The 20494-nt window shown below is 56.9% G+C and carries 18 protein-coding genes and 1 pseudogene; 16 read left to right on the plus strand and 3 right to left on the minus strand.

Annotation, left to right across the window (positions count from 1 at the left end):
- Together HMPREF7215_RS05480 and HMPREF7215_RS05485 are read left to right on the plus strand one after the other, a co-directional pair.
- Positions 1–213, plus strand: a pseudogene (locus HMPREF7215_RS05480) (bifunctional 5,10-methylenetetrahydrofolate dehydrogenase/5,10-methenyltetrahydrofolate cyclohydrolase); the annotation flags it as partial.
- A 72-nt stretch (positions 214–285) separates the two neighbouring features.
- The gene (locus HMPREF7215_RS05485) at positions 286–801 is read left to right on the plus strand and encodes an SRPBCC family protein (RefSeq protein WP_198004566.1); all 516 of its coding nucleotides are present in this window, start codon (positions 286–288) and stop codon (positions 799–801) included.
- 18 nt (positions 802–819) lie between these two features.
- On the opposite strand, the gene HMPREF7215_RS05490 is transcribed toward HMPREF7215_RS05485, so the two are convergent.
- Positions 820–3255: an SEL1-like repeat protein gene (locus HMPREF7215_RS05490; protein WP_009164706.1), complete on the minus strand. Its 2436-nt coding sequence runs from the start codon at positions 3253–3255 to the stop codon at positions 820–822.
- 269 nt (positions 3256–3524) lie between these two features.
- Positions 3525–4874: a YjiH family protein gene (locus HMPREF7215_RS05495; RefSeq protein WP_009164707.1), complete on the minus strand. Its 1350-nt coding sequence runs from the start codon at positions 4872–4874 to the stop codon at positions 3525–3527.
- Between the two features lie 347 nt (positions 4875–5221).
- Here HMPREF7215_RS05495 and HMPREF7215_RS05505 point away from each other — a divergent pair, with 347 nt between their 5' ends.
- The 4 genes from HMPREF7215_RS05505 to dinB all read left to right on the plus strand — a co-directional run bounded on the left by HMPREF7215_RS05505 (position 5222) and on the right by dinB (position 9067).
- Positions 5222–6586: an amidohydrolase gene (locus tag HMPREF7215_RS05505; RefSeq protein ID WP_009164709.1), complete on the plus strand. Its 1365-nt coding sequence runs from the start codon at positions 5222–5224 to the stop codon at positions 6584–6586.
- A gap of 312 nt (positions 6587–6898) precedes the next feature.
- Complete coding sequence (locus HMPREF7215_RS05510) at positions 6899–7267, plus strand: MGMT family protein (RefSeq protein WP_009164710.1); 369 nt, start codon at positions 6899–6901, stop codon at positions 7265–7267.
- A 108-nt stretch (positions 7268–7375) separates the two neighbouring features.
- Complete coding sequence (locus tag HMPREF7215_RS05515) at positions 7376–7816, plus strand: hypothetical protein (protein ID WP_009164711.1); 441 nt, start codon at positions 7376–7378, stop codon at positions 7814–7816.
- A 12-nt stretch (positions 7817–7828) separates the two neighbouring features.
- Positions 7829–9067, plus strand: coding sequence for a DNA polymerase IV (gene dinB / locus HMPREF7215_RS05520; RefSeq protein ID WP_009164712.1), 1239 nt, complete (start codon positions 7829–7831; stop codon positions 9065–9067).
- A gap of 91 nt (positions 9068–9158) precedes the next feature.
- Here the strand turns inward: dinB and HMPREF7215_RS05525 are convergent, their stop codons facing one another.
- Positions 9159–10316, minus strand: a complete 1158-nt coding sequence (locus tag HMPREF7215_RS05525) for a CdaR family transcriptional regulator (protein ID WP_009164713.1) — start codon at positions 10314–10316, stop codon at positions 9159–9161.
- A 223-nt stretch (positions 10317–10539) separates the two neighbouring features.
- Here HMPREF7215_RS05525 and HMPREF7215_RS05530 point away from each other — a divergent pair, with 223 nt between their 5' ends.
- The 10 genes from HMPREF7215_RS05530 to tatC all read left to right on the plus strand — a co-directional run bounded on the left by HMPREF7215_RS05530 (position 10540) and on the right by tatC (position 20382).
- The gene (locus tag HMPREF7215_RS05530) at positions 10540–11700 is read left to right on the plus strand and encodes a glycerate kinase (RefSeq protein ID WP_009164715.1); all 1161 of its coding nucleotides are present in this window, start codon (positions 10540–10542) and stop codon (positions 11698–11700) included.
- Between the two features lie 10 nt (positions 11701–11710).
- Complete coding sequence (locus HMPREF7215_RS05535) at positions 11711–12946, plus strand: hypothetical protein (RefSeq protein WP_009164716.1); 1236 nt, start codon at positions 11711–11713, stop codon at positions 12944–12946.
- A 188-nt stretch (positions 12947–13134) separates the two neighbouring features.
- Positions 13135–14286, plus strand: coding sequence for a succinylglutamate desuccinylase/aspartoacylase family protein (locus HMPREF7215_RS05540; protein WP_009164718.1), 1152 nt, complete (start codon positions 13135–13137; stop codon positions 14284–14286).
- 33 nt (positions 14287–14319) lie between these two features.
- On the plus strand, positions 14320–14874 hold the full coding sequence (locus HMPREF7215_RS05545; RefSeq protein WP_009164719.1) for a DUF6305 family protein: 555 nt from the start codon (positions 14320–14322) through the stop codon (positions 14872–14874).
- A 102-nt stretch (positions 14875–14976) separates the two neighbouring features.
- The gene (locus HMPREF7215_RS05555; RefSeq protein WP_198004567.1) at positions 14977–16443 is read left to right on the plus strand and encodes a C69 family dipeptidase; all 1467 of its coding nucleotides are present in this window, start codon (positions 14977–14979) and stop codon (positions 16441–16443) included.
- Between the two features lie 338 nt (positions 16444–16781).
- Entirely contained in the window at positions 16782–17867 is a 1086-nt protein-coding gene (locus tag HMPREF7215_RS05560) for an MBL fold metallo-hydrolase (protein WP_009164722.1), read from the plus strand.
- 12 nt (positions 17868–17879) lie between these two features.
- On the plus strand, positions 17880–19139 hold the full coding sequence (locus HMPREF7215_RS05565) for a hypothetical protein (protein ID WP_009164723.1): 1260 nt from the start codon (positions 17880–17882) through the stop codon (positions 19137–19139).
- A gap of 47 nt (positions 19140–19186) precedes the next feature.
- Positions 19187–19426, plus strand: a complete 240-nt coding sequence (locus tag HMPREF7215_RS13160; protein ID WP_009164724.1) for a hypothetical protein — start codon at positions 19187–19189, stop codon at positions 19424–19426.
- 11 nt (positions 19427–19437) lie between these two features.
- Positions 19438–19593 (plus strand): twin-arginine translocase TatA/TatE family subunit, encoded by a 156-nt coding sequence (locus HMPREF7215_RS05575; protein ID WP_009164725.1) that lies wholly within the window; start codon positions 19438–19440, stop codon positions 19591–19593.
- 39 nt (positions 19594–19632) lie between these two features.
- Positions 19633–20382 carry a twin-arginine translocase subunit TatC gene (tatC, locus tag HMPREF7215_RS05580; protein WP_009164726.1) on the plus strand — a complete coding sequence of 250 codons (750 nt, stop codon included), beginning with the start codon at positions 19633–19635 and terminating at the stop codon, positions 20380–20382.
- Positions 20383–20494 lie beyond the last annotated feature (112 nt).

Consider the following 20494-nt stretch of genomic DNA (forward strand, 5'->3'; position numbering starts at 1 on the left):
GGGGCCGTCACGGCGGAGTTTACCAATCCCGAGCAGGTGCTGATCGACGTGGGCATCAACGTGAACGCCGAGGGCAAGCTCTGCGGCGACGTCGCCCCCGAAGCGGCGCAAAAGGCGCGCGCCTGCACGCCCGTGCCCGGCGGCGTCGGCTCCGTCACCACCACCGTGCTCGCCAAGCACGTCGTCGAAGCGGCGCAGCGGACGCTGGACTGATTTTTCAATCGAAAGATATCAGTAACGCCGCGCGTACGCACGCCGCAAAGCGAGTCCTTTAGGACGCGATTTATGAAGTTCGCGCGGCGTCCGCCTATGCCGCAGCAAGATCGAAAAAAGAGAAGGCTGCATCGGCAAGCAGCCTTCTCTTTTTTTTCGCTCAAGGGAAACAGGGAGGAACGAGAAATGCCCGTTTCGCGAGTTCACGCCGTTTTGCCCGCCCCGGTTCAAAGCGTATGGGAAATCGTCACTTCGCTTGAAAATTACGCGTGGCGGAGCGACGTTAAAAGAATCGAAATCATCGGGGAAAAACAGTTTGTCGAGTACACGGCACACGGCTTCGCGACCCTTTTCACCGTCGTCGTCCAAGAGCCGTGCCGGCGCTGGGAGTTCGATATGGAAAACGACAATATCTCAGGCCGTTGGATCGGGCTGTTTACGCCCCAAGGCGGCCAAACTGAAATCGACTTTACTGAAAACGTTGTCGCGCGAAAGTTTTTCTTGAAACCGTTCGTAAAATTTTATCTGAAAAAGCAGCAGGCGCGATATCTTTCGGATTTAAGACGAGCGCTCGAGGCGAAGCGCTGATTCGCTTCCGCAGGACAGTTACGGCTTCGGAGCCGGCTGCCGCGCGGCGTCCCGACGGGCCGCTTTTTCCTTGCGGTCGAGACGCCCCAAAGCTTCCTTGGAACGAGTGCAGCCGACGTCGCATCCCAGTTGATAATATTGGCGCGCTTTGGCGAAATCGACCTCGACGCCGCGCCCTTCTTCGTAGGCGCTGCCGAGATACCAGGCGGCGAGGGGATGTCCCTGATTGGCCGCCTGTTCGAACCAGCTGATGGCCGCGGAAGGATCGCCCTCGGGGCTGTAGCTGTAGAGCAGGCCGAGATTGAACTGCGCGGCGGCGTAGCCGCTTTCGGCGGCGGTCTGAAGCCAGCGCTGCGCCACGTCGAAGGAACGCTTCACTTCGATGCCTTCGGAATAAAGCGTGCCCAGCAGGTTCTGCGCGGGCGCGCACCCCGATTTGGCGGACTCTTCCAGCCATTTGAGGGCCTCGTCGGCATCTTTCCAGGTGCCGATGCCGCGCAGCCGCATCAGGCCGAGGTTGTACTGCGCCTGCGCGCTGCCGCCTTCGGCCGCGGCCGTGTACCAGCGGAAAGCTTCGCGTTCGTCCTTGTCCACGCCCGAACCGGCGGCGTACATGGCGGCGACGTTGCACTGCGCCAGTTCGCTGCCCTGCCGGGCGGCGGCGAGATACCAGCGGAACGATTCCTGAAGGTTGACCGAATAACCGTAGTCGCCGCGCTTCATGATGCCGGCCAGACGGATCTGCGCGTTGGCGTCGCCGCGTTCGGCGGCGCGTCGGTAATGGATGACGGCGCTGCGGATGTCGCGTTCGCCCAGCTGTCCTTGCTCGTACAGCAGTCCCAGCGTGTACTCGGCGGGGACGTAACCGGCTTCCGCCGCCCGCTCGATCATCGCCGCGGCGGCGCGGATCTCGCTGTCTTTTTCGGCCGCGTCGAGACGGAACAGACCCATGGCGCACATTGCCGGGGGATGGCCCTGTTCGGCGGCGGCGTTGTACCACTTGACGGCGCGGACCAAGTCGGGCGTGTGCCAGTGATCGTCGGAGTAGCATTGGGCCAGCGCGAATTGGGCGTCCGCGGAGCCGCTCTCGGCGGCTTTTTCGTAGTACTTCAGGGCCTGCTCCATTTTTTCCCGGTCGGTGTCGGATTTAAGCTGCTCGCCCATGACGAACTGCGCGCGCGGGTTGCCTCGTTCGGCGGCTTCGCGGTAAAGGCGCAGGGCTTCGCCGCGGTTGGCGGCGACGATTTTGCCCTCCATGTAAAACGTTGCCAGGGCGGTCATGGCTTCCGATTCGCCCATTTCGGCCGCTTTTTTCAGCTTGGCCAGACCGGCCCGCTCGTTCTTCTCGGTGCCGAGGCCGTAGATCTCCATCCGCCCCACGTTGTACAAGGCTTCGCCGTTGCCGCCTTCGGCGCCGAGCGCGTAAAGGCGGTAGGCGTTTGTATAAGACTGCGCGATGCCGCTCCCCTTTTCGATCAGGCGCCCCAGTTCGTTGCATCCGGCGGGGTCGCCGGCATCGGCGGCCATCTTGTAATAGCGCGCCGCGGCCGCCGGATCCTTTTTCACGGTTTTGCCTTTTTCACTCATGCGTCCCAACAGGACATAGGCGCCCCACGAACCATTTTTGCCCGCTTTCAGCAGCAGCTCGGATGCTTCGGCGCCTTTGCCTTCGTCCAGAGCGAGGCGCCCCAGCTCGTACATGGAGGGGGCGTAATCCGCCTTGGCCGCCAGCCCGTGCAGTCTTTTGGCTTCATCCACGTGGCCGCGTTTTTTTTCCATATTGGCGGCCACGTAATAGGCGGTCACATCGCCCTTGGCCGCGGCTTTTTTCAGCAGCTCCAGAGCGGCGCCCTCCGGGGCGGCTTCGCGTTCGCCCAGGGCCGCGCCGTAAGCGGTCATGGCCCAGAGCTGTTCGCCCTCGGCGCATTTTTTCACGTATTCGAGCGCCTCTTCGCTCTTCCCTTCCTGGAGAAGCACCTGATAATATTCCTGGCAGGCCATCGGGATGTTCTTTTCGATGGCGGCCTCGAGCATCTCCATGGCTTCGCCGGGATGGGCTTCCCGCTCCGGGTGGGCGTGCATGAGTTCGTAGAGGGCGTACATGGCGTACGGCTCGCCGCTCGCCGCGGCCATACGGTACCAGCGCATGCCGACGGCGAAGTCTTCGGGCACGCCGCTGCCGATCGTGTACATGTAGCCGAGGGCCGTCATGGCCTGCGGCGAACCTTTTTCGGCGTTGGCCTGAAAAATGCGGTAGGCCAGCTCGTAATCCTTGGAGCCCCACGCCTTGATGCCTTCGTTAAAGGTCGCCGCCTCGTCGGCCTCGGGTGCCTGATCGCCGAGGGTCGGCGGCTTGTCTTCGCTGACGGACGCCGGCGCGCCCCACGAAGGGACGCCGCACAAAAGCGCGGCCAGGATCAGAAGCGGCCATTTTTTCATTGCGTTTTTCGTCATCCACAGAGCCTCGTTTCACTCAGTTTTTCGTTTGTCTGGCGCGCCGCGACGCGCAAAGCGCCAAACGGGCGTTTCCGTTTTACGGCCGCGGCGGGTCTTCCACTTTTTTTTTGCCACAGCTGTCAATTTTGAGTTCATTTTATCTCATCGAACAGCGTCGGTCAAAATTTTGCCCGCGGACGCAAAATAAAAAAGGGAGCCGCGCGCGCCGCGGTTCCCTCGTGATTTCGAGGCAGCGCGCCTTTGGCGGCGCCGTCTTCTTTTTCGCGTTATTTCGCCGCCGCCTGCACCGCGTCGCTGAAGCCCATCCACATGCCGATGGGAATCGTGATGACGATCGAAAGCACGACGCGCTCGAACCAGATGACGAGAATGTCGCGGATCTTCAGCGGGATGTCGGTGCCCATGATGCAGGGGATGCTGGCCGAGAAGAACAGGATCTCGGAGATGCTGACCACGGCGATGACGAACTTGAGCAGCATCGTGCCGGAACTTTTGATCAGGATCGCGGGCAGGAACATCTCCGGCAGGCAGATCGCCGCCGCCTTGCCGCCGAGCACCGGCTGCGCCGTGCCGAAGACCTTGAAGAACGGGTAGAAAATGTAGCCGAACCAGTCGAACACCGGCGTGAACTCCGCCAGCCAGAGGCCGAGCAGCCCCACCGACGTGATCGCGGGAATGACGGCAAACGCCATCTTCAGCCCCGCCCACAGATTGTCGCCGCAAAGTTTGAACACGTTGGGCTGGGCGTCGGCCGTGCGGATGCCGAGCTGCCAGGCGCGCTCCAGGCGGCCGCCCTCGAGCGGAGGCTCGGGCGCCGCCGCGCCGCCGAAATACGTGTCGGGAATCGAGCACAGCGGCCAGAGGCGCGCCGTGATCGCCGTGACGGCGAACGTCACCAGCATCGCCACGAAGAAATACGGCGTCCAGTGATCCATCAGCCCCAGCGTGCGCGCCACCACCAGCAGGAACGTCATCGAGACCGTCGAGAACCCCGTGGCGATGACAGCCGCTTCGCGGGCCGTGTAGCGGTTGGAGCGGTACACGCCGTTGGTGATGATCAGGGCAATCGAATAGCTGCCCACGAACGAGGCCACCGCGTCGATGGCCGAGCGCCCCGGCGTGCGGAACAGCGGGCGCATCACGCAGTCCACCAGCACGCCGATGAACTCCATCAGGCCGTAGCTGGCCAAAAAGGCGAGGAACACCGAGCCGATGGGGATCACCAGCCCGACGGGGATCGCCAGCTTGTCGAACAGGAACGGGCCGATGTCGCCGCGCCACAGCCAGGCGTTGCCCTGCCACAGGCCGAAGTACATGATCGTGCCGATCGCGGCGCCGCAGACCTTCGCAACCGACATGAAGACGTCCATGCCGCTTTTGTTCCATGTCCCTTTGATAAAGGGCATCGCCGCGCCGACGTACATGACCGCGAGGATGAAGATCTTCACGGCCGGCATCGCGCGGTGCTGCAGCGAGCCGACGATGAAATCGACGGGAACGCTCTTCAGATTCGGGCTGAGCCACTCGAGCTTGAAAAAGAACATGAACAGGCCGAACAAACTGAAAACGACGAACTTCCATAAAGCCGAACTGCGGGGCGCTGCGTTTGCGGGCATTCCTCCACCACAACCTTTCACGAAAATCGTTCGGCGCCGGCCATTCGCAAAGAACGAAAAGGCATCTCGCGTTTTTAAATTTTCGGCGCGTTTTTATTATATGCTTTAGACGTAAAAAATCAAACGCCGTCACTGATTTTTCTTGCATTTTCTCGAGCCCTCTTTTTTTTAGCGGCGCGCGACGTGCGCCGCCGTTCGCCGCACGATTTCCGCCGCTTGGTTTTCACGCGTGCCGCCGCTATAATAAAGAAGCAGCACGAAGAAAAAATTTTCAGACTCCAACGCCTTTATCGGGAAACCGCACGGCAGTCCGCCGGCCGTGAACAACCGGGAAAGAGGGATAAAAAATGACCCAAAAAGCATGCTGCGCCGCCATTGATGCGCACGCGCGAGAGTTGATCGAGCTGTCGAAAAAGATCTGGGAGCGGCCGGAAATGGGCTGGACGGAAAAGAACGCCTCCGCTTGGACCGCCGATTACCTGAAAAAACAAGGTTTTGCCGTCGAACGGGGGGCCTACGGCATGCCCACGGCCATCCGCGCCGTCTGGGGCAAAGGCGCGCCCGTCGTCGGTTTCTGCGGCGAGTATGACTGCCTGCCCGGACTGAGCCAGAAAGTATGCCCCGACTTCGAGCCTGTCGTCCCCTCCGGACTCGGGCACGGCTGCGGCCATAATCTGCTCGGCGTCGGCTGCGTCGCCGCCTGCCTTGGGCTGAAAGCCGAACTGGAAGCCGGCGGCGCCTCCGGCACCGTTATTTTCTACGGCTGCCCCGCCGAAGAGCAGATGACCGGCAAAGGGTTCATGGCCAGAAAAGGCGCGTTCGGCGAATGCGATTTCACCGTGGCCTGGCACCCCAAGAACAACAGCCATAACACCTACGGCAACCACACCGGCGCCGAAGGGGCGTTCTTCCGTTTCAGAGGGCGCACCGCCCACGCCGCCGGAGGTCCCGAGCAGGGACGCAGCGCGCTTGACGCCGTGCAGCTCATGAACACCGGCGTGGAATATCTGCGCGAGCACGTCACCGACGATGTGCGCATTCACTACATCATCGTCGACGGCGGCCTGGCCCCCAATATCGTCCCCGAAACCGCCGGCAGCAAATATTTTGTCCGCGCCCTGAGCCGTGCCGCCGTGACCGACGCCTTCAAGCGCGTGGAAAACTGCGCCCGCGGCGCCGCCATCATGACCGATACCAGCTACGCGGTGGAGCGCATCGGCGGCATCTACCCCACGCTTCAGAACCGCGCTCTCATGGACGCCATGCAGCAGGCCCGCGAGGAGATCCCCCGCAACGTTTACACACAGGAAGAATTGGATTTTGCCGAGCGCATCAACAGCCACGTGTCCGGCTACCGCAAGGGCGTTACCGTCCCCATCGACGACGCCACCGTGCCCGTCGGCCATGAGAACACGTTCGGCTCCACCGACTACGGCGACGTACAACACATCGTCCCCGGCGTGCAGATCGTCGAAGCCACGGCCGCTTCGCTCGCTCCCGGGCACAGCTGGATGATGACCGCCTGCTCCGGCTCGTCCATCGGCATGAAGGGCATGCTTCGCGCCGGCAAGATCATGGCCGCCGGGGCCTACAAAGTCATGATCAGTCCCGAACGGCTCCAAGCCGTCAAGGACGAGTTTGCCCGGGCCACCGGGGGCGCAAAATACGAATGCCCCGTCACCGACGAGATCCCGTGGCCTTACAAGGAGTGATCGACCGCAAAAAAACAGGCGGGGCCCGCCGGACTGTTTCCTCGGCAGTCCGGCGGGCCCTGCTTCACGCGCAGCGCGCTTCGGGCAGTTCGGGAAGCGGCCGCAAAGATCCATCCCCCGCTTGCCCGGCTTTTCACGACATGCTGAAGGCACGGTTCGCAGCTTTTCCCCGAAAAGAATTTGTTCGTATTGACTTTGTCAGGCGCGGATGAGATACTCATAGTGTCTAAACGACCTCGTTGATGACAAATTGATTTTCGACCGCGCGGCGAGGCGCCGTTTTGCGCGGGCGATTCAACAGGAAGCGAGTCGATGAGAAACGAAAAATTTGCGGGCGAGATCCCGATCACGCCCGCCTTTGAACAGACTGTTCACAAAATCGTGGCGACCATTCCCAGAGGGAAAGTCGCCACCTACGGCCAGATCGCGGAAATGGCGGGCGCGCCCGGCGCCGCCCGCGAGGTGGGGCACGTGATGGCCCGGGTCGCAGCGGGGCTGGACCTGCCCTGCCACCGGGTCGTGAACAAAACGGGAACGCTGGCGCCCGGCTTCGCCTTCGGCGGACAGGAACGCCAGCGGGATATGCTGGAAACGGAAGGCGTCACGTTCCTCGCCGACGGCCGCATCGACATGGCGCGGCACCAATGGGGGCGCGACGAACAGCTGACGCTGTTTTCGTGAAGACGCCTGATCGCCCCGGCCCAGCGTCTCGAGCCGGAAACGAGTCAGTACCGGACCGACGCCGAAAAAGCGCTTTTACGATCCGCATCAGGACAAGGAGGGGAAGCCATGAGGAAACTGCCGCCGCCAGAAAAGGCGGCCGAGGCGTACAGCGCGATCGCGGACGGCCGCGTGACGCTGTTCGCCGCCGAAGAGCGCGCCGAGGTCATCTCGTCGGACGGAGAGAAAAAATATGCCGTAGCATGGCGCGGCAACGTTTACACGTCAACCGACAACGCCACTCGCTGGCAGGGATATGCCGGCTACCCCGTGCTGGCCGTGCTGATGCTTCAAGGGCGGCTGCCCTTGGATCGCGAAGTCGCCGCGTTGTTTTCCGGCATCAACTGGACGGAACTGAACAGAAAGCATCGCCGCGACTATGCCGCCGCGCTCGACGCCGTCGTTCGCGCGCGAAACATGGACGCCGCCGCGGTCCGGGCAGCCATGGACCAGGTTTTCGAGCGGCTCAGCGCGCTTGACGTCGAGATCAGGCGCAGCTTGGGGCGCTGACGGAAGAACGCCATGGGACAAACCGTCATCCACGTCGACATGGACGCGTTCTACGCCGCAGTCGAGATCCGCGACAACCCGGCCCTGAAAGGGCGGCCGCTGATCATCGGCGCGCTGCCCGACGAGCGCGGCGTCGTCGCCACGTGCAGCTACGAAGCGCGCAAGTTCGGCGTGCATTCGGCCATGAACATCAAGGAAGCGTACCGGCGCTGCCCGCGGGGGATCTTCATGCACCCCAACCGGGAAAAGTACCGTCAGGCGTCGGACCGGCTGCACGGCATCTGGAGTTCCTACGCCGACGTCGCCGAATACGTGGCTCTCGACGAAGGCTACCTCGACGTCACCCGTTCCGCGCTCCGGTTCGGCGGCGCCCGGCGCGTCGCGCGCCTGATCAAGGAACGTACGAGAGCCGAAACCGGCCTGACCTGTTCCGTCGGCGTCGGCTACTCGAAAACGTCGGCCAAGCTCGCCAGCGAAGAGAAAAAACCCGACGGCTACTTCGAGATCCTCACGCCGCGGGACTTCATCGGCCTCATCATCGACCGCGACATCACCGTGCTCTACGGCGTCGGCGCCAGGACCGCGGAAAAACTCTACCACGCCGGCATTCACACCGTGCGCGACGTTCAGAACAACCGCGAACGGCTCGCCGCCCTGCTCGGCGGCAAAACCGGCCGGCACCTCGCCGAGCTTTCCCTCGGCATCGACGACCGCCCCGTCATTCCCGCCGACGAAGCCGACGCCAAGTCCATCAGCCGCGAGGTCACGTTCCAAAAGGACACATCCCACTTCGGTTACCTGCGCGACGTGATCCTGCTGCTGTCGCTCAACTTGGGCGACCGGCTCGCCGCGCTCGGGCTCAATGGGCGAACCGTCACCCTCAAGGCGACTTACTGGAACATGAAGACCATCACCCGCTCCCACAGCGGCGAAAGCGTCGACCACCCGTACGAGATCTATCAGGCTGGCTCCGCCCTGCTCGCCGGGATCGAAAAAAGCCCGGTGCGCCTGATCGGCGTCGGCCTCCAGAACCTCAGCGAAACGTACGCGCGCCAGCTCACCTTTGATACTCTCGACGGCGAACGCGAGCGCCGGCACGCCGAACGCCTCCGCGCCCGCCTGCTCGACCTACAGCGCCGCTACCGCGTCGATCCGCACCCGGCGCTGCGGGACGAGAGCGGAGAACTGCTGTACCAGCTCATCGATCTGATGCAGACCCGCACCTTCCCGACGACGCCCAACGGCGCATGACATGAAAAAAGTTCCGCGGGACACCGTTGGGGCGGTGTCCCGCGGAACTTTTTTTACGCTCCGTCTTCTTTCGGCGTTTCGATCGCCCGCTTTATAAATGCAGAGCGCCGGCCGCCGCGTCGGATCTCAGCGTCTTGTGGATGGCGAGGGCGATCTCGAAAACGGCGGCGTTTCTCAGATCGCGAGGATCGAGGCGGGTCAGCTTGTGGATGCGGCGCAGCCTGTACTGCACGGTGTTTTTGTGCAGGCAAAGCGCTTTCGCGACGGCTTGAATGGAACCGTTGCCGTGAAAGTAGACGGACAGGAAGTCCATAATCTCGCCGCGGCCGCGCTCCGAACAGCCGTGAAAAAGATGCGCGATGAAGTCCTGGCGCGCTTTGAGGGGCACTTCGCCGGCGAGAATCTCAAGATCGACGCCGTCATAAAAAGCGCAGCATTCGCCGTTCCGTACCGCGGCCCGAAGCGCTTTGCCGGCGCGGTCGCAGGCGCCGCGGACGTGCCGGCAGTCGACGGGCTCGGCGTCGATGCCGATAAAAGAGCGAAAACCGCAGCGCGCCACGTTTTCGCCGATGCGGCCGGCCATTTCGCGCAGTTTTTCCTCGCTGGCGGGCGACACGAAGCAGACATAGCGAAAGGGCAGCTTGTAGTAAAACCCGTCGGCTGAAGCGCGCACGACCGCACGGATCTGCTCTTCGACGCGGCCGAGCCGTTCCTGTTCGTCCGCCGTCGCGGCGCTGCCTTCCAGCGCCACGACGAAAATCTGAAACGGCTTACGAAGGTCGATGCCAAGCTCAAGACCGCGCTCGACGAAGCGGTCGGTGATCAGTTCCTCGGCGGAGAAAAGCCATTCTTCCATGAATTGGCTCCACATCGCGGCGCGTAGTTGTTTCTGACGTTCGCCCCATGAGTCCAGCAGCAGGATCTCAGTCATTTTCTTGATGATCTGGCTGTATTGCTGCACCTCCTCGCCTCTGCCGGTGATGCCGATCACGCCCGCCGTCGCGCCTTCGAAGCAGACCGGCAGATTGATGCCCTGGCGCGCGCCCGGATATTCGCCGTCGCAAGTTACGACGAGTTCGCCAAGCCCCTGACGAAGCAGCTCGCGCGCCCCGCCGTGGAACGCGCCGAGGCGCTCCGGATCGGTGCTGGCGATGATGACGCCGCGCTCGTCCATCATGTTGACGTCGTGCCCGATGATGGAACTCATTTCGGTGACGATGCGCATGGCGCTGTCGTGAGAGATGTTCATTGAGCCGTTCTCCTCCGTTTGTGATGTGCGAAATCACGCTTCACCCGAAAATAAGCGCTCGACGCGCGACGGTCGACATTGATCCGGCGCGCACGAGAAATCTATTTTTCATAACAATATTATACATAAAATTTCATTTCATGAAACATAGTAATCGGACATGAACTTTTTTATAATTGTTTTACAGGATCCGAAGACTTCGGATGGCAAGGAGACGATCAGCGTGAAGATTGTGGTGGCGCCGGATTCATTCAAGGGATGCTGCACGGCCGCGGCCGCTTCGCGCGCGTTCGCGCAAGGGATCGCAGCCGTTTTTCCGCAGGCGGAAATCGTGCATCTGCCCGTGGGCGACGGCGGCGAAGGCACGGTGGACGCTTTGTTGGCGGCGCTGGGCGGCACGAAGGAGACAGTCGACGTCACAGGGCCTCTGGGGGAGAGGGCGGCAGCAGTATTTGCGGTGCTGCCCGACGGCACGGCAGTCGTCGAAGTGGCGTCGGCTTCGGGGCTGCCGCTGGTGCCGCGCGAACGACTGAATCCGCTGATCGCCACGAGCCGTGGCACGGGCGAACTGATTCGGGCCGCCTTGGACAGAGGCTGCCGGAAGTTCCTCGTCGGCCTCGGCGGTTCGGCGACGAACGACGCGGGCATGGGCATGGCGCAAGCCCTGGGCGTTTCGTTTTTCGACGCCGCGGGGCGCGAGCTCGGCCCCGGCGGCGCCGAGCTGGAGCGGCTGGATCACATCGACGTGTCGCGCCTCGACGCGCGGCTGTCGCAAAGCCGCTTCACGGCGCTCTGCGACGTGAAAAACCCGCTCTGCGGACCGGACGGCGCGTCGGCGGTCTACGGGCCGCAGAAGGGAGCGACTCCCGAGATGATCGCGCGGCTTGAAGCGGCGCTGTATCGTTTCGCGCAGATCGCGCGGCGCGACCTGGGGCGCGACGTATTGGCCGTTCCCGGCTCCGGCGCGGCCGGCGGCCTGGGGGCGGCGCTGGCCCTGTTCTGCGGCGCCCGGATCCAGCCGGGCATCGACACCGTGCTCGAGCTGATCCATTTTGACGCGCACATGAGCGGCTGCGATCTGGTGATCACCGGCGAAGGCAGCATCGACGGGCAGTCAGCATACGGCAAAGTACCCGTCGGCGTGGCCCGGAGAGCCAAACGTCACGGGAGGATCCCCGTGGCGGCCGTCGTCGGCTCCATGAAACCGGGCGCGGAGAAAGCATACGAGTACGGCATCGACGTGATCATGCCGACAGCGACAGGCCCAATGACGCTCGACGAGTCGATCGCCCGCGCCCCGGAATTGCTGTCCGGCGCGGCGGAACGGCTGATGCGCATCGTCAGAATGATGTTAAAACACGTCCACCTAAGCACAGAACAATGAGGTGACATCAGTGAACTTTTTAAGAAAAATCCATATGCCAGTTGCCTTCTATCTGCTCTTGGTCAGCGTTGTACTTTCGCTGGCAACGGGATACGGAGTGCCGTATCGGCAGTTAATCGAAGGTGAGTTTGGTTATTTGAATATTGTCGTGGTCATCCTGACAGGTGTAATGTTCCTCCGCGTTTATGAAGCTAGTGGCGCAATTGACCTGTTGATGCAGCGCTTGGCCCGTATGATGGACCGTCATCCGTCGTTTTTCCTGTTTACTGTCATGGCGCTGCTCTATATACCTGGTATGTTTACCGGTTTAGGAGTTCCAGCCGTGTTGATCATTGGCGGGCTGGCCTATCCATTGCTGATAGAAATGGGCTTCGTTCCTGAAAAAGCGGTGGCTTTTATATCTCTCGGCGCCATGCTGGGCAGCGTTACCGGGCCGCTCAATATCCCTGTTATGATCATTGCCTGTGCAATTAACATGCCTTATGAAGGGTTTGGACTCGTTCTGCCAGCAATTACAATTCCATTGGGAATCATAATCGTATTGTGTATGGGGACTAAGACAGCACACCGTTTTAAAACATCTGAGAATCATAAGTTGACGAACAATCCACTCTCTAGTGCTCTAAAACCTGTTGTATACCTCCCCATCTTTGTACTCCTTCTGCTGATTGGCCTGCCCCGTGCATTCCCCAGACAGGTTCCCGACCTTGGCACACCGTTGGCGTTCACAACAGCCATGTTATGTGTGTTACTGACAGGACATGTCAAAGGCATGGGGACGGTGTTGCTCAGATCGATCGACAATCCCGTGCTCGACACAGCGGCACTGCTCCTTAGCGTCGGTGTTCTGGTGCAGATCGCAACGTTGACCGGCATCAAAGGTGACATCATCACCTCTTGTATGAGCCTGCCGCCAGTTGGTATTTATCTGGTTCTGCTGGTTGCGCTGCCGTTGTTGGGCGGTGCGGTTTCCATGCTAGGCGGTGCAGCGCTGTTTGGACTGCCGTTGGTTCTGGCTCTGCTGGGACATAACACAATCGTGGTTACGGCCGGTTGCTCGGTACTGTGTGCTTTGAGCCAGCTTATTCCGCCCACAGCCATCGTGAGCAAGGTCGCCGGTGAAGTGCTGGGGGTCAATGATTACGGCAAGATCTTGCATTCCATGATGCCGTATATCATCATGATCGCTCTGCTCTCGCTGCTTTTCGTGATTTTTTCCAACACGATTGCTCGTGTATTCGTATAGGTGGTGGTTTGAAAATGGGCATTTATGATGGAATCACATGGTGCTACCGTCTCATTTTCATCCTGATAGCTATGCTGTTCGCCGTTAATATCTTCAGGCATAATTCGATGACGAAAAAAATTCTCGGTATCATCGTTCTATTGCCATTGTTGCTGCGCCTGTTCAACATCAAATAGGTGGCGGAGACCATGGATAAAAGAATCTTTTCCTCCGACAATCTCATCAAATCGCTCTGCGCATTTGCCGTTCTTGGCGGACTGTTCGTCGGCAGTCGGAAGATTTTCATCGAATCGAGACAACAGTTCCCTATTTATCCTAGCGCTGCTCTGACTCGTATCGCCCGTCTCAGCGAATATTTCGACGGCGTCCGAGGGACGACAGCCGACGGTGAGGTTTATGTGTTCGACAGCGGCATGTCCGGCGCTTCTATGCTAATCCTCGGCGGCACACATAACGACGAGCCTTCAGGTCACGTCGCCGCAATTGTGATGATTGAAAATCTTCGCGTGAAAAAAGGACGCATTTTTATCGTACCACGCGCCAATCCCAGCGGTCTGACACATACAACGCCACTGGAAGGTTTCCTCGACCGCTATTACGTTGATACACCGAACGGCAAACGCTGGTTCAAGTTCGGTTCGCGCTACACCAACCCCATCTACCAGTGGCCAGACCCCGATATTTTTGTACATCACCAATCGTTGCAGAGCATGGCTGGCGAAGAATCGCGCAATCTGAACCGCTGCTGGCCCGGCCGTCCTGACGGTACCTATACGGAAAAGCTCGCATACGCTTATATGGAACTGATGCGCAAGGAAAAAATTGATCTTGCCGCCGACTTTCACGAAGCGCCGTTGGAATATTTCTTAATCAACGCTATCTGCTATCCCGAGAAGAGCAACAAAGTGGCGTTGGGAGCCGAATTCAACCTCTCCATGGAAGATCTGCAGTACACCATGGAGGCCTCTCCAAGCAACCTTCATGGATTCTTTCATCGCGAAGTTGGCGATTACTCCCCCACAACCATGCCGTTCCTGATGGAAACGCCCAATCCGTCACAGGGTCGTTTCCATGGCAAAATGACAAACGACTTGATCGTAACCGGTCGGGATACAAACTATATCAAAGCCGGCAAACTGGGACGCCTGTTCGTTAATATGGATGAAAATGGTTGGCCATTGTCGTTGCGCGTCGCACGTCAGATCAAGAGCGCTGAAGAAATTATCAATTCCTTTAATGAGCTTTATCCAGATCGCGCCATTGAAGCAGAGGGCATTCCGCCGTACAGGGAAGTTGTGGAAAAAGGTGTGGGAGCCTTCCTTCACGCACCAGAGAAATAAAACGATATTGTTATATTGTAAGGAGGAATCATTGTGAAAACGCTGAAAGTTGCCATTTTTATTCTTCTGACCATAATGCTCATGACAGGTTCCGCTCTTGCACAGAATACCTTTGAGGCACCTGTGCTCATCACGTCAGCCGGTCAAAGCATCGAAGCGGCCACCGTAAATTTTCACTTTGAAAAGGCCAACATCAAGACCATTTTAGAAAATCTAGCCAAGCCCGCCAAGCTCGAAGGCATTAAAACTCTTGTTATCGTTCCCGGACACAGCCTGAAAGGCCTCGGCAGCGCTGGCATCGATGAAACATCCGAGTTGACTCGCGTCAACGATCTGGTCGAAGCCGCCCACACCGCTGGTATCCCCATCATTTGCGTCCACATTGGGGGCAAAGCCCGACGCGGGACCACCTCGCAACCTTTTATCGAAGCAAGTATGAAATACGCGGCCACCTGCATCGTTTATGATGCTGGCAATGAAGATGGTTACTTCACTGATACCTGTGCAAAGAATAACATTCCGTTGATCACTATGCCCAAGGCTGCCTTCCTCGCCAGGAACCTAAAAAAACTGTTCCCCAACCAGTAAATTCGCAAAAACTAGGTGCAATACAGGCACCGCGGCAATACGACTTGGTGCCTTCAGGGAAAAGTTTTAAACGTTGTTCAATTTATGAAAGGAGAATGTTCTATGCGTAACGGACTCAGAAAGTTAAGTGTTGCTATGGCTATTGTTTCTTTGGTTGCTAGTGTGGCCGCAGCATGTGACATGGTTGTCGTTACCCCTAAGGGTAGCGCTGACGGCAACATGATGTGGGCCAAAAATAGCAATCGGAACAACGAAGAGTGCATGACCTTCAAGTTCCATCAAGGTGGCAATCATGCCGTCGGCGAGACCGTCAAAGTCAGCCACTGCAAAATTCCCCAAGCTCCTGTTACTTACTCCGTGATTGGCGCTGAACCCTACTGGGGCTGGGGTGGCGAGATCGAAATGAATGAAAAAGGCGTCTGTTGCGGAAACGAATTGATCCTTACCAAAGACCCTGTTCATCATGAGGAAGAGGGTATGAATGGCCATGACCTGAACCGGCTTGCTGTTGAGCGCGGCGCCACCGCTTATGAAGCTATGCATGTCATCATTGACATGATCGAAAAATACGGTCAGGGAGGCAATGCCAATCCTCCCAGCACTTCCGATCTATACGTATACTGGAATTCCTTTCTGATCGTTGATCCTCATGAGGCTTGGGTGCTTGAGACCTCAGACCGCCGCTGGATCGCCCGCAAGATCGATCCTAATGAAGGTGTTTTCGCCCTCACCAACATGTGCTCCATCGGCGCTGTTTACGATGAGTGCAGCGAGGACCTGATCCAGCATGCCATCGACAAGGGCTGGCATGCCGCTGGTGACGAATTCAACTTCTTCAAAGTTTACAGCCAGATCAACCCTCGCCCCAATTTTGAGACTAAAGGCCGCCGTGCTTATGACATGCTTGCCAAGAAAATGGGTAAGATCGTCCCCTCAGACATCATGGAAGTTATGAGAGACAACAAACTGGCCGGTTCGTTCCTCGAATCACGTTTCGGCATGGCCAAGGTCACTCGCGCCCTCAGCGAGCATATGATCGGCAACAGCATTGCCGGCAGCGCCGTCGTTCAGATGCGCACGAATCCCGAGATTCCTGAAGCGATGCGTACGCTGATCTGGGCCGCCATGGCTTCGCCAGACTGCTCCGGTTATCGTCCGTTCTACTTTTGCGCCAAAGTTCCTGAAGAGCTTTCCATTGGTGAAAATACCTATGACATCAAGTCGCCTTGGTGGTGCTTCGATATGCTCGATCGCATGGCTCGTGCTAACGAAGATTGCTACTTCGACGTGCTCAAGGCTATCTGGACGCCTTACGAAAACCGCATGTTCAACGAGAACAAGATGATGGAAAAGCAGGCTATCAAATTGTTCGACGCAGGTAAAGACGAGGAAGCAAAAAAACTTATCAGCGACTTCGTCCAAACTTACTGTGACAAGAGCTGGGACATCGCCAAGGGACTTCAGGGCGTGTTCAAGGAACTCAACAAGGTCGTCCCTGGCCCCAAGGTCAACCTGATTGATCCTGAAGGCGTCAGCAACAAAAACGCCAAGGTCATTCTGTTCCAGTAGCATCCACATGTCATACTGATTTTTTTATAGAAAGCATTAACGGTTTGCAGGACACTGCGAGAGAGTTCAGTCGAGACAGACCTGAGCGGCTGAACTCTTTTACAGTGCCCTTGCGTTCGCTCTTCTAATTGAGAAACAGCATTATCATTTTATTCTCGCGTCATTGGTGGAATAAGAGCTTATCAGTAAATCTTGTCGCTGAAAGGAGTTATAAAATGAAATATTCAGCCGGTCTGATTGTCGGCCTTTGTGTTGGAACCGCGGCTTTTGCCGTCATTGTTATGCTGTGCCTGCATTGCTAAAAAGCACAAAATTGTTGAGAAGGAGAAAGACACATCATGGATGACATGAACAGAAGAGATTTCATCAAAGGAGCCAGCGTTGGCACATTAGGTGCTTTTTTAGCAAGTGGCGGCATTGCTTCCACTTTTCTCCGAGATCGTCTGATCCCCAAACCCGCAAAGCCCACTGTCGAAATCGGCGAGCTGAAAAGTATTCACGTCAAGTGCATTACTGAAACCAGCTGGTTCGACAATTATGTGCAGCAGCAGGATTTTAAAAAGGCAGGCGGAGCGCTTGTACAGCAATATGATGTCAAGTTCAGCCATACCGGCGTGAAAGAGGGCTTTGAGGGCGACAACGCCGGTGGATATTCAGCGCTGATAGAGTTTGAGTTTATGAACGGAGACCGCAAGAAGGTACTTCTCGATACTGGCTGGAACAACAAGTGGATGACCAAACGCTTTGAAGAGGAAGGCATTGACGCGATGCTCCGCAGCGGCGAGATCGACACGCTGATCATCTCACATGACCACTATGACCACTACTGGGGCATCCAGACAACTCTCCAGTGGAAACCGGATATTACTCTGTACATCCCTGACTCGTTCCGCAAAGAAAGCTACCAACTGCTCTCGGGGGCCGACTTCCCCAAGCCGCCTATTTCCAACACAGTGCCGTTTAAGGGCGAATTGAAAAAGTTCGCTCTGAAGAAGGTTCACAAAATTTTCCCCGGCGTGTCGTTGGTTGCTTTTGACTGTCCGTGCGGACGCGGAGTGTTCGGCGAAGAAGTGCTTGTCTGCAATGTTGCCGGCAAAGGGCTTGTGACAATATCAGGATGCTGCCACATGGGACTTTTGTCACTGCTCAACTTCACGAAGAACAACTTTATCGGCGGAGACAAGATTTACGGCGTTTACGGCGGAGTCCATATCTCTCCCTACGACAACTGGAATCCTGCCAACGACGATTTGGTACGCTCGATCAACAACTATCATGTAGAAAAACTCGGCGTCAATCACTGCACCGGCTATATCACGGTTGAAAAAATGATAGCCGCAGGTGTCCCAGTCATCAAAGGCACTGCACGCAATAAGACAAAAAGAGATCTTTATCTGGGCAACGGCGATGAGATTTTCTTCTAAGGAGAATGACAAATGAAAATTGAAAACTGGACTGAAAAAAGGAAACTCGCGCCCCGAGGAGGCGTCTTTGTCGCAGGACTGGTTGATCTGATCCTTATGCTGGCGGTCTTCATGGGGATTTGGTACGTGTTCATGGATCCCCGCGGCATTCTACGCATGTACACGCCGATGTATGGCTATGCCTATGTTCAGTGGTTCCTTGTCTCGGTGCTGACCGCACATTTCGTATTCCGTCTCTGTCCGTTCCAGAACAGCTCATTCCTCACAAAAACCCCTCCTTTGATCAAAGGGCTCCTGTTCTCGATCGTTGCAGCAGCACTGATGCTCCTTATCGTCGATGGAATCTTCAAGATCGTCCTCGGCAATCTGGCAGTTCCTTACTTCAGCGAGGAAACGCTTCTGTCTCTGAAACAGAACGCTTTTACAGCCCGTGAATACGCGCACCAGGCGATCACTATGTATGGCGGAATCACGGCGCTGTTTATTCCGCTTTGGATCATCCACCTAAACAACTGGCCTGCCTGTGAGATTCACAGTTACAAAGGCTACCTGACAAGCTTTTTCATTATCTTCGCGCTGGCAGGCTTTGGCTTCCTGATTCTCTTCCACCCTCACATGGGCGTGCTGTTTTATCCCTGGCAGACGTGGACGGCCGTTGCTCCATGGTGGGAAGATTACGCACAAACGCTCAGCGGCAATTTCTGCCTTGGCGGCGTCATGTGCTGGACGGCTGTAATGTGGATCTTCAATGTCACATTTGAGGGATATCCCTTCAAAAAGATCAAGGCGCAGCCGTGGCGGGCACTGGCCGGCATTTTCGGCACTTTGCTCGTTGCCGTGATTTTCTTCAAAGTGTTCCTGCTGCTTCAGGACCTTGTCTGGGGCGTGCCGATCCGCGGCAGTCAGCTGCTCATGGCGGTTGATTGGCGTTACCTGCACAGCGGCGAATGCGCTATGTTCATGCTTCTTATCGCGCTGGTGTGGGGATTCTATTTTGACAACTGGCCGAGAAAATACACTTTCGAGGCAAACGTCCTCATTCGCTTCGTTATAATCTGCATGCTGACGTTCGCATTTTATGTCTTCTACTACAGATATAACCCTGAAATTCTCGGCCAGCAGACAGGCTACTCCAATCCCCTGCAGTATCCGCTTGCAGCTACGAGTCTCATCGTCGCACTGCTTCTTGCGCACAATTGGTTCTTCGACCTGACTCCTGGCTATAAGGTCGTAAACAAGGACGAGTTTGCCAACTCCAGCGAGAAGCAGTAAAATCAAGCATGGATCCGTCGCGCAGGCACTTTTTAAAACGAGGGCTCTTGGATTATCTGGCAGAATCGTGCGCCTCATTTCGTGAAGAATGCAAAACAGTTTCTCAGAACAGGGAGGAATCGCTCGATCGTTACTTTTTAACCGACGACGCCTGCCAGGCGCTTCTTGCGGATTACACACTAGAAGATCTGCAGGAGGATGCCAGAAAAGCAGGTATAGATCCGGACGGTCTTAGCAAGAGAGAACTCGCAAAAAAACTCTTTTCTAAATCTGAAGAATTAAATTAAAGGAGTAAAAAATGGGAAATCTCGGTTTTTCTGAATTATTCTTGATCTTGGTTGTCTGCCTTGTTATTTTCGGCCCCGCCAAACTGCCGGAGATTGGCAAAGCAGCTGGTAAAGCTATCAGAGAATTCAAATCGGCCGTCAACAGCAACGATGAGCGCAAGGACTAGCGAAAACGACATTTCCGCATTCTCCCTAGAGGCAATGCAATGGAGGAGTTGAAAAAAAGCGACGTTATTAAGCATCTTTCAGCTTTACGCCGTCTTATTCTCGTTTCACTCCTCCTTGTCATCGTAGGAACTGTTTCTATTTATGCGTTTGCTTATGATTTTGCACAGAATGTATCTTTAGCTCCGCTCAAAGCCCTTAACATAACACCGGTGGTCATTGGCGTAGCTGAAGGGTTTATGGTGAAGCTGAAGCTGTCATTTAGTTTGGGCTTTTTCGTTTCTCTGCCAGCGCTTATCTTTTTGCTCCTGCTGTTCATCTTTCCCGCTCTTTACAGAAGAGAAAAGCTGCCCGCAATCATCCTCTGTGTCGCTGGAACGGGGCTGTTCATTACCGGAGTCTTTCTTTCCTACAGGTACATCGTAGGACTTGCACTGAGATTCTTCCTGCTTGAGCAGGCACCCGGCTTTCAGGTTGTTCTCTCATATGAACGATACTTTTCGTTCCTGCTGAATTTTTTGTGGCCTTTCGGCATTCTGATGGAACTGCCTCTTGTCGTTTTCATCCTGACGAGTTTGGGATTATTAAGACCCGCATGGCTCAGAAAAGTCCGCAAATATGTATTCGTTATATCCTTCATCGCCGGCGCTTTATTAACGCCGCCTGATGTCGTGTCTCAGGTGATGCTGGCGATACCAATCATTGTCTTTTATGAGATTTCAATCTGGATTTCCGTCTTCACATGCTGGCTAAAAAAGCCAAGGAAGAAAGAGCTTTCAGCAGAGGAATAGCAGAATTGCAATGGAGCTTCCCGAAAGGATTTCGGAAGGCCCCATTTCTTTTTCTCTTCATCTCTTTATAGAACGATAGGACGGCCGAAACGCAGAAGGAAAATTCCCTTCG

It is taken from the genome of Pyramidobacter piscolens W5455, assembly GCF_000177335.1.
In the GTDB taxonomy this organism is placed as follows: Bacteria; Synergistota; Synergistia; order Synergistales; family Dethiosulfovibrionaceae; genus Pyramidobacter; species Pyramidobacter piscolens.

What these genes read in the sequence shown, in the direction of transcription:
- tatC (WP_009164726.1), top strand. Translation starts at nt 19,633, where the DNA reads ATGGAGGAGTTGAAAAAAAGCGACGTTATTAAGCATCTTTCAGCTTTA.
- HMPREF7215_RS05525 (WP_009164713.1), bottom strand. Translation starts at nt 10,316, where the DNA reads ATGAACATCTCTCACGACAGCGCCATGCGCATCGTCACCGAAATGAGT.
- HMPREF7215_RS05540 (WP_009164718.1), top strand. Translation starts at nt 13,135, where the DNA reads ATGGATAAAAGAATCTTTTCCTCCGACAATCTCATCAAATCGCTCTGC.
- HMPREF7215_RS05495 (WP_009164707.1), bottom strand. Translation starts at nt 4,874, where the DNA reads ATGCCCGCAAACGCAGCGCCCCGCAGTTCGGCTTTATGGAAGTTCGTC.
- HMPREF7215_RS05485 (WP_198004566.1), top strand. Translation starts at nt 286, where the DNA reads ATGAAGTTCGCGCGGCGTCCGCCTATGCCGCAGCAAGATCGAAAAAAG.
- HMPREF7215_RS05555 (WP_198004567.1), top strand. Translation starts at nt 14,977, where the DNA reads ATGCGTAACGGACTCAGAAAGTTAAGTGTTGCTATGGCTATTGTTTCT.
- HMPREF7215_RS05575 (WP_009164725.1), top strand. Translation starts at nt 19,438, where the DNA reads ATGGGAAATCTCGGTTTTTCTGAATTATTCTTGATCTTGGTTGTCTGC.
- HMPREF7215_RS05560 (WP_009164722.1), top strand. Translation starts at nt 16,782, where the DNA reads ATGGATGACATGAACAGAAGAGATTTCATCAAAGGAGCCAGCGTTGGC.
- HMPREF7215_RS05505 (WP_009164709.1), top strand. Translation starts at nt 5,222, where the DNA reads ATGACCCAAAAAGCATGCTGCGCCGCCATTGATGCGCACGCGCGAGAG.
- HMPREF7215_RS05565 (WP_009164723.1), top strand. Translation starts at nt 17,880, where the DNA reads ATGAAAATTGAAAACTGGACTGAAAAAAGGAAACTCGCGCCCCGAGGA.
- dinB (WP_009164712.1), top strand. Translation starts at nt 7,829, where the DNA reads ATGGGACAAACCGTCATCCACGTCGACATGGACGCGTTCTACGCCGCA.
- HMPREF7215_RS05510 (WP_009164710.1), top strand. Translation starts at nt 6,899, where the DNA reads ATGAGAAACGAAAAATTTGCGGGCGAGATCCCGATCACGCCCGCCTTT.
- HMPREF7215_RS05490 (WP_009164706.1), bottom strand. Translation starts at nt 3,255, where the DNA reads ATGACGAAAAACGCAATGAAAAAATGGCCGCTTCTGATCCTGGCCGCG.
- HMPREF7215_RS05515 (WP_009164711.1), top strand. Translation starts at nt 7,376, where the DNA reads ATGAGGAAACTGCCGCCGCCAGAAAAGGCGGCCGAGGCGTACAGCGCG.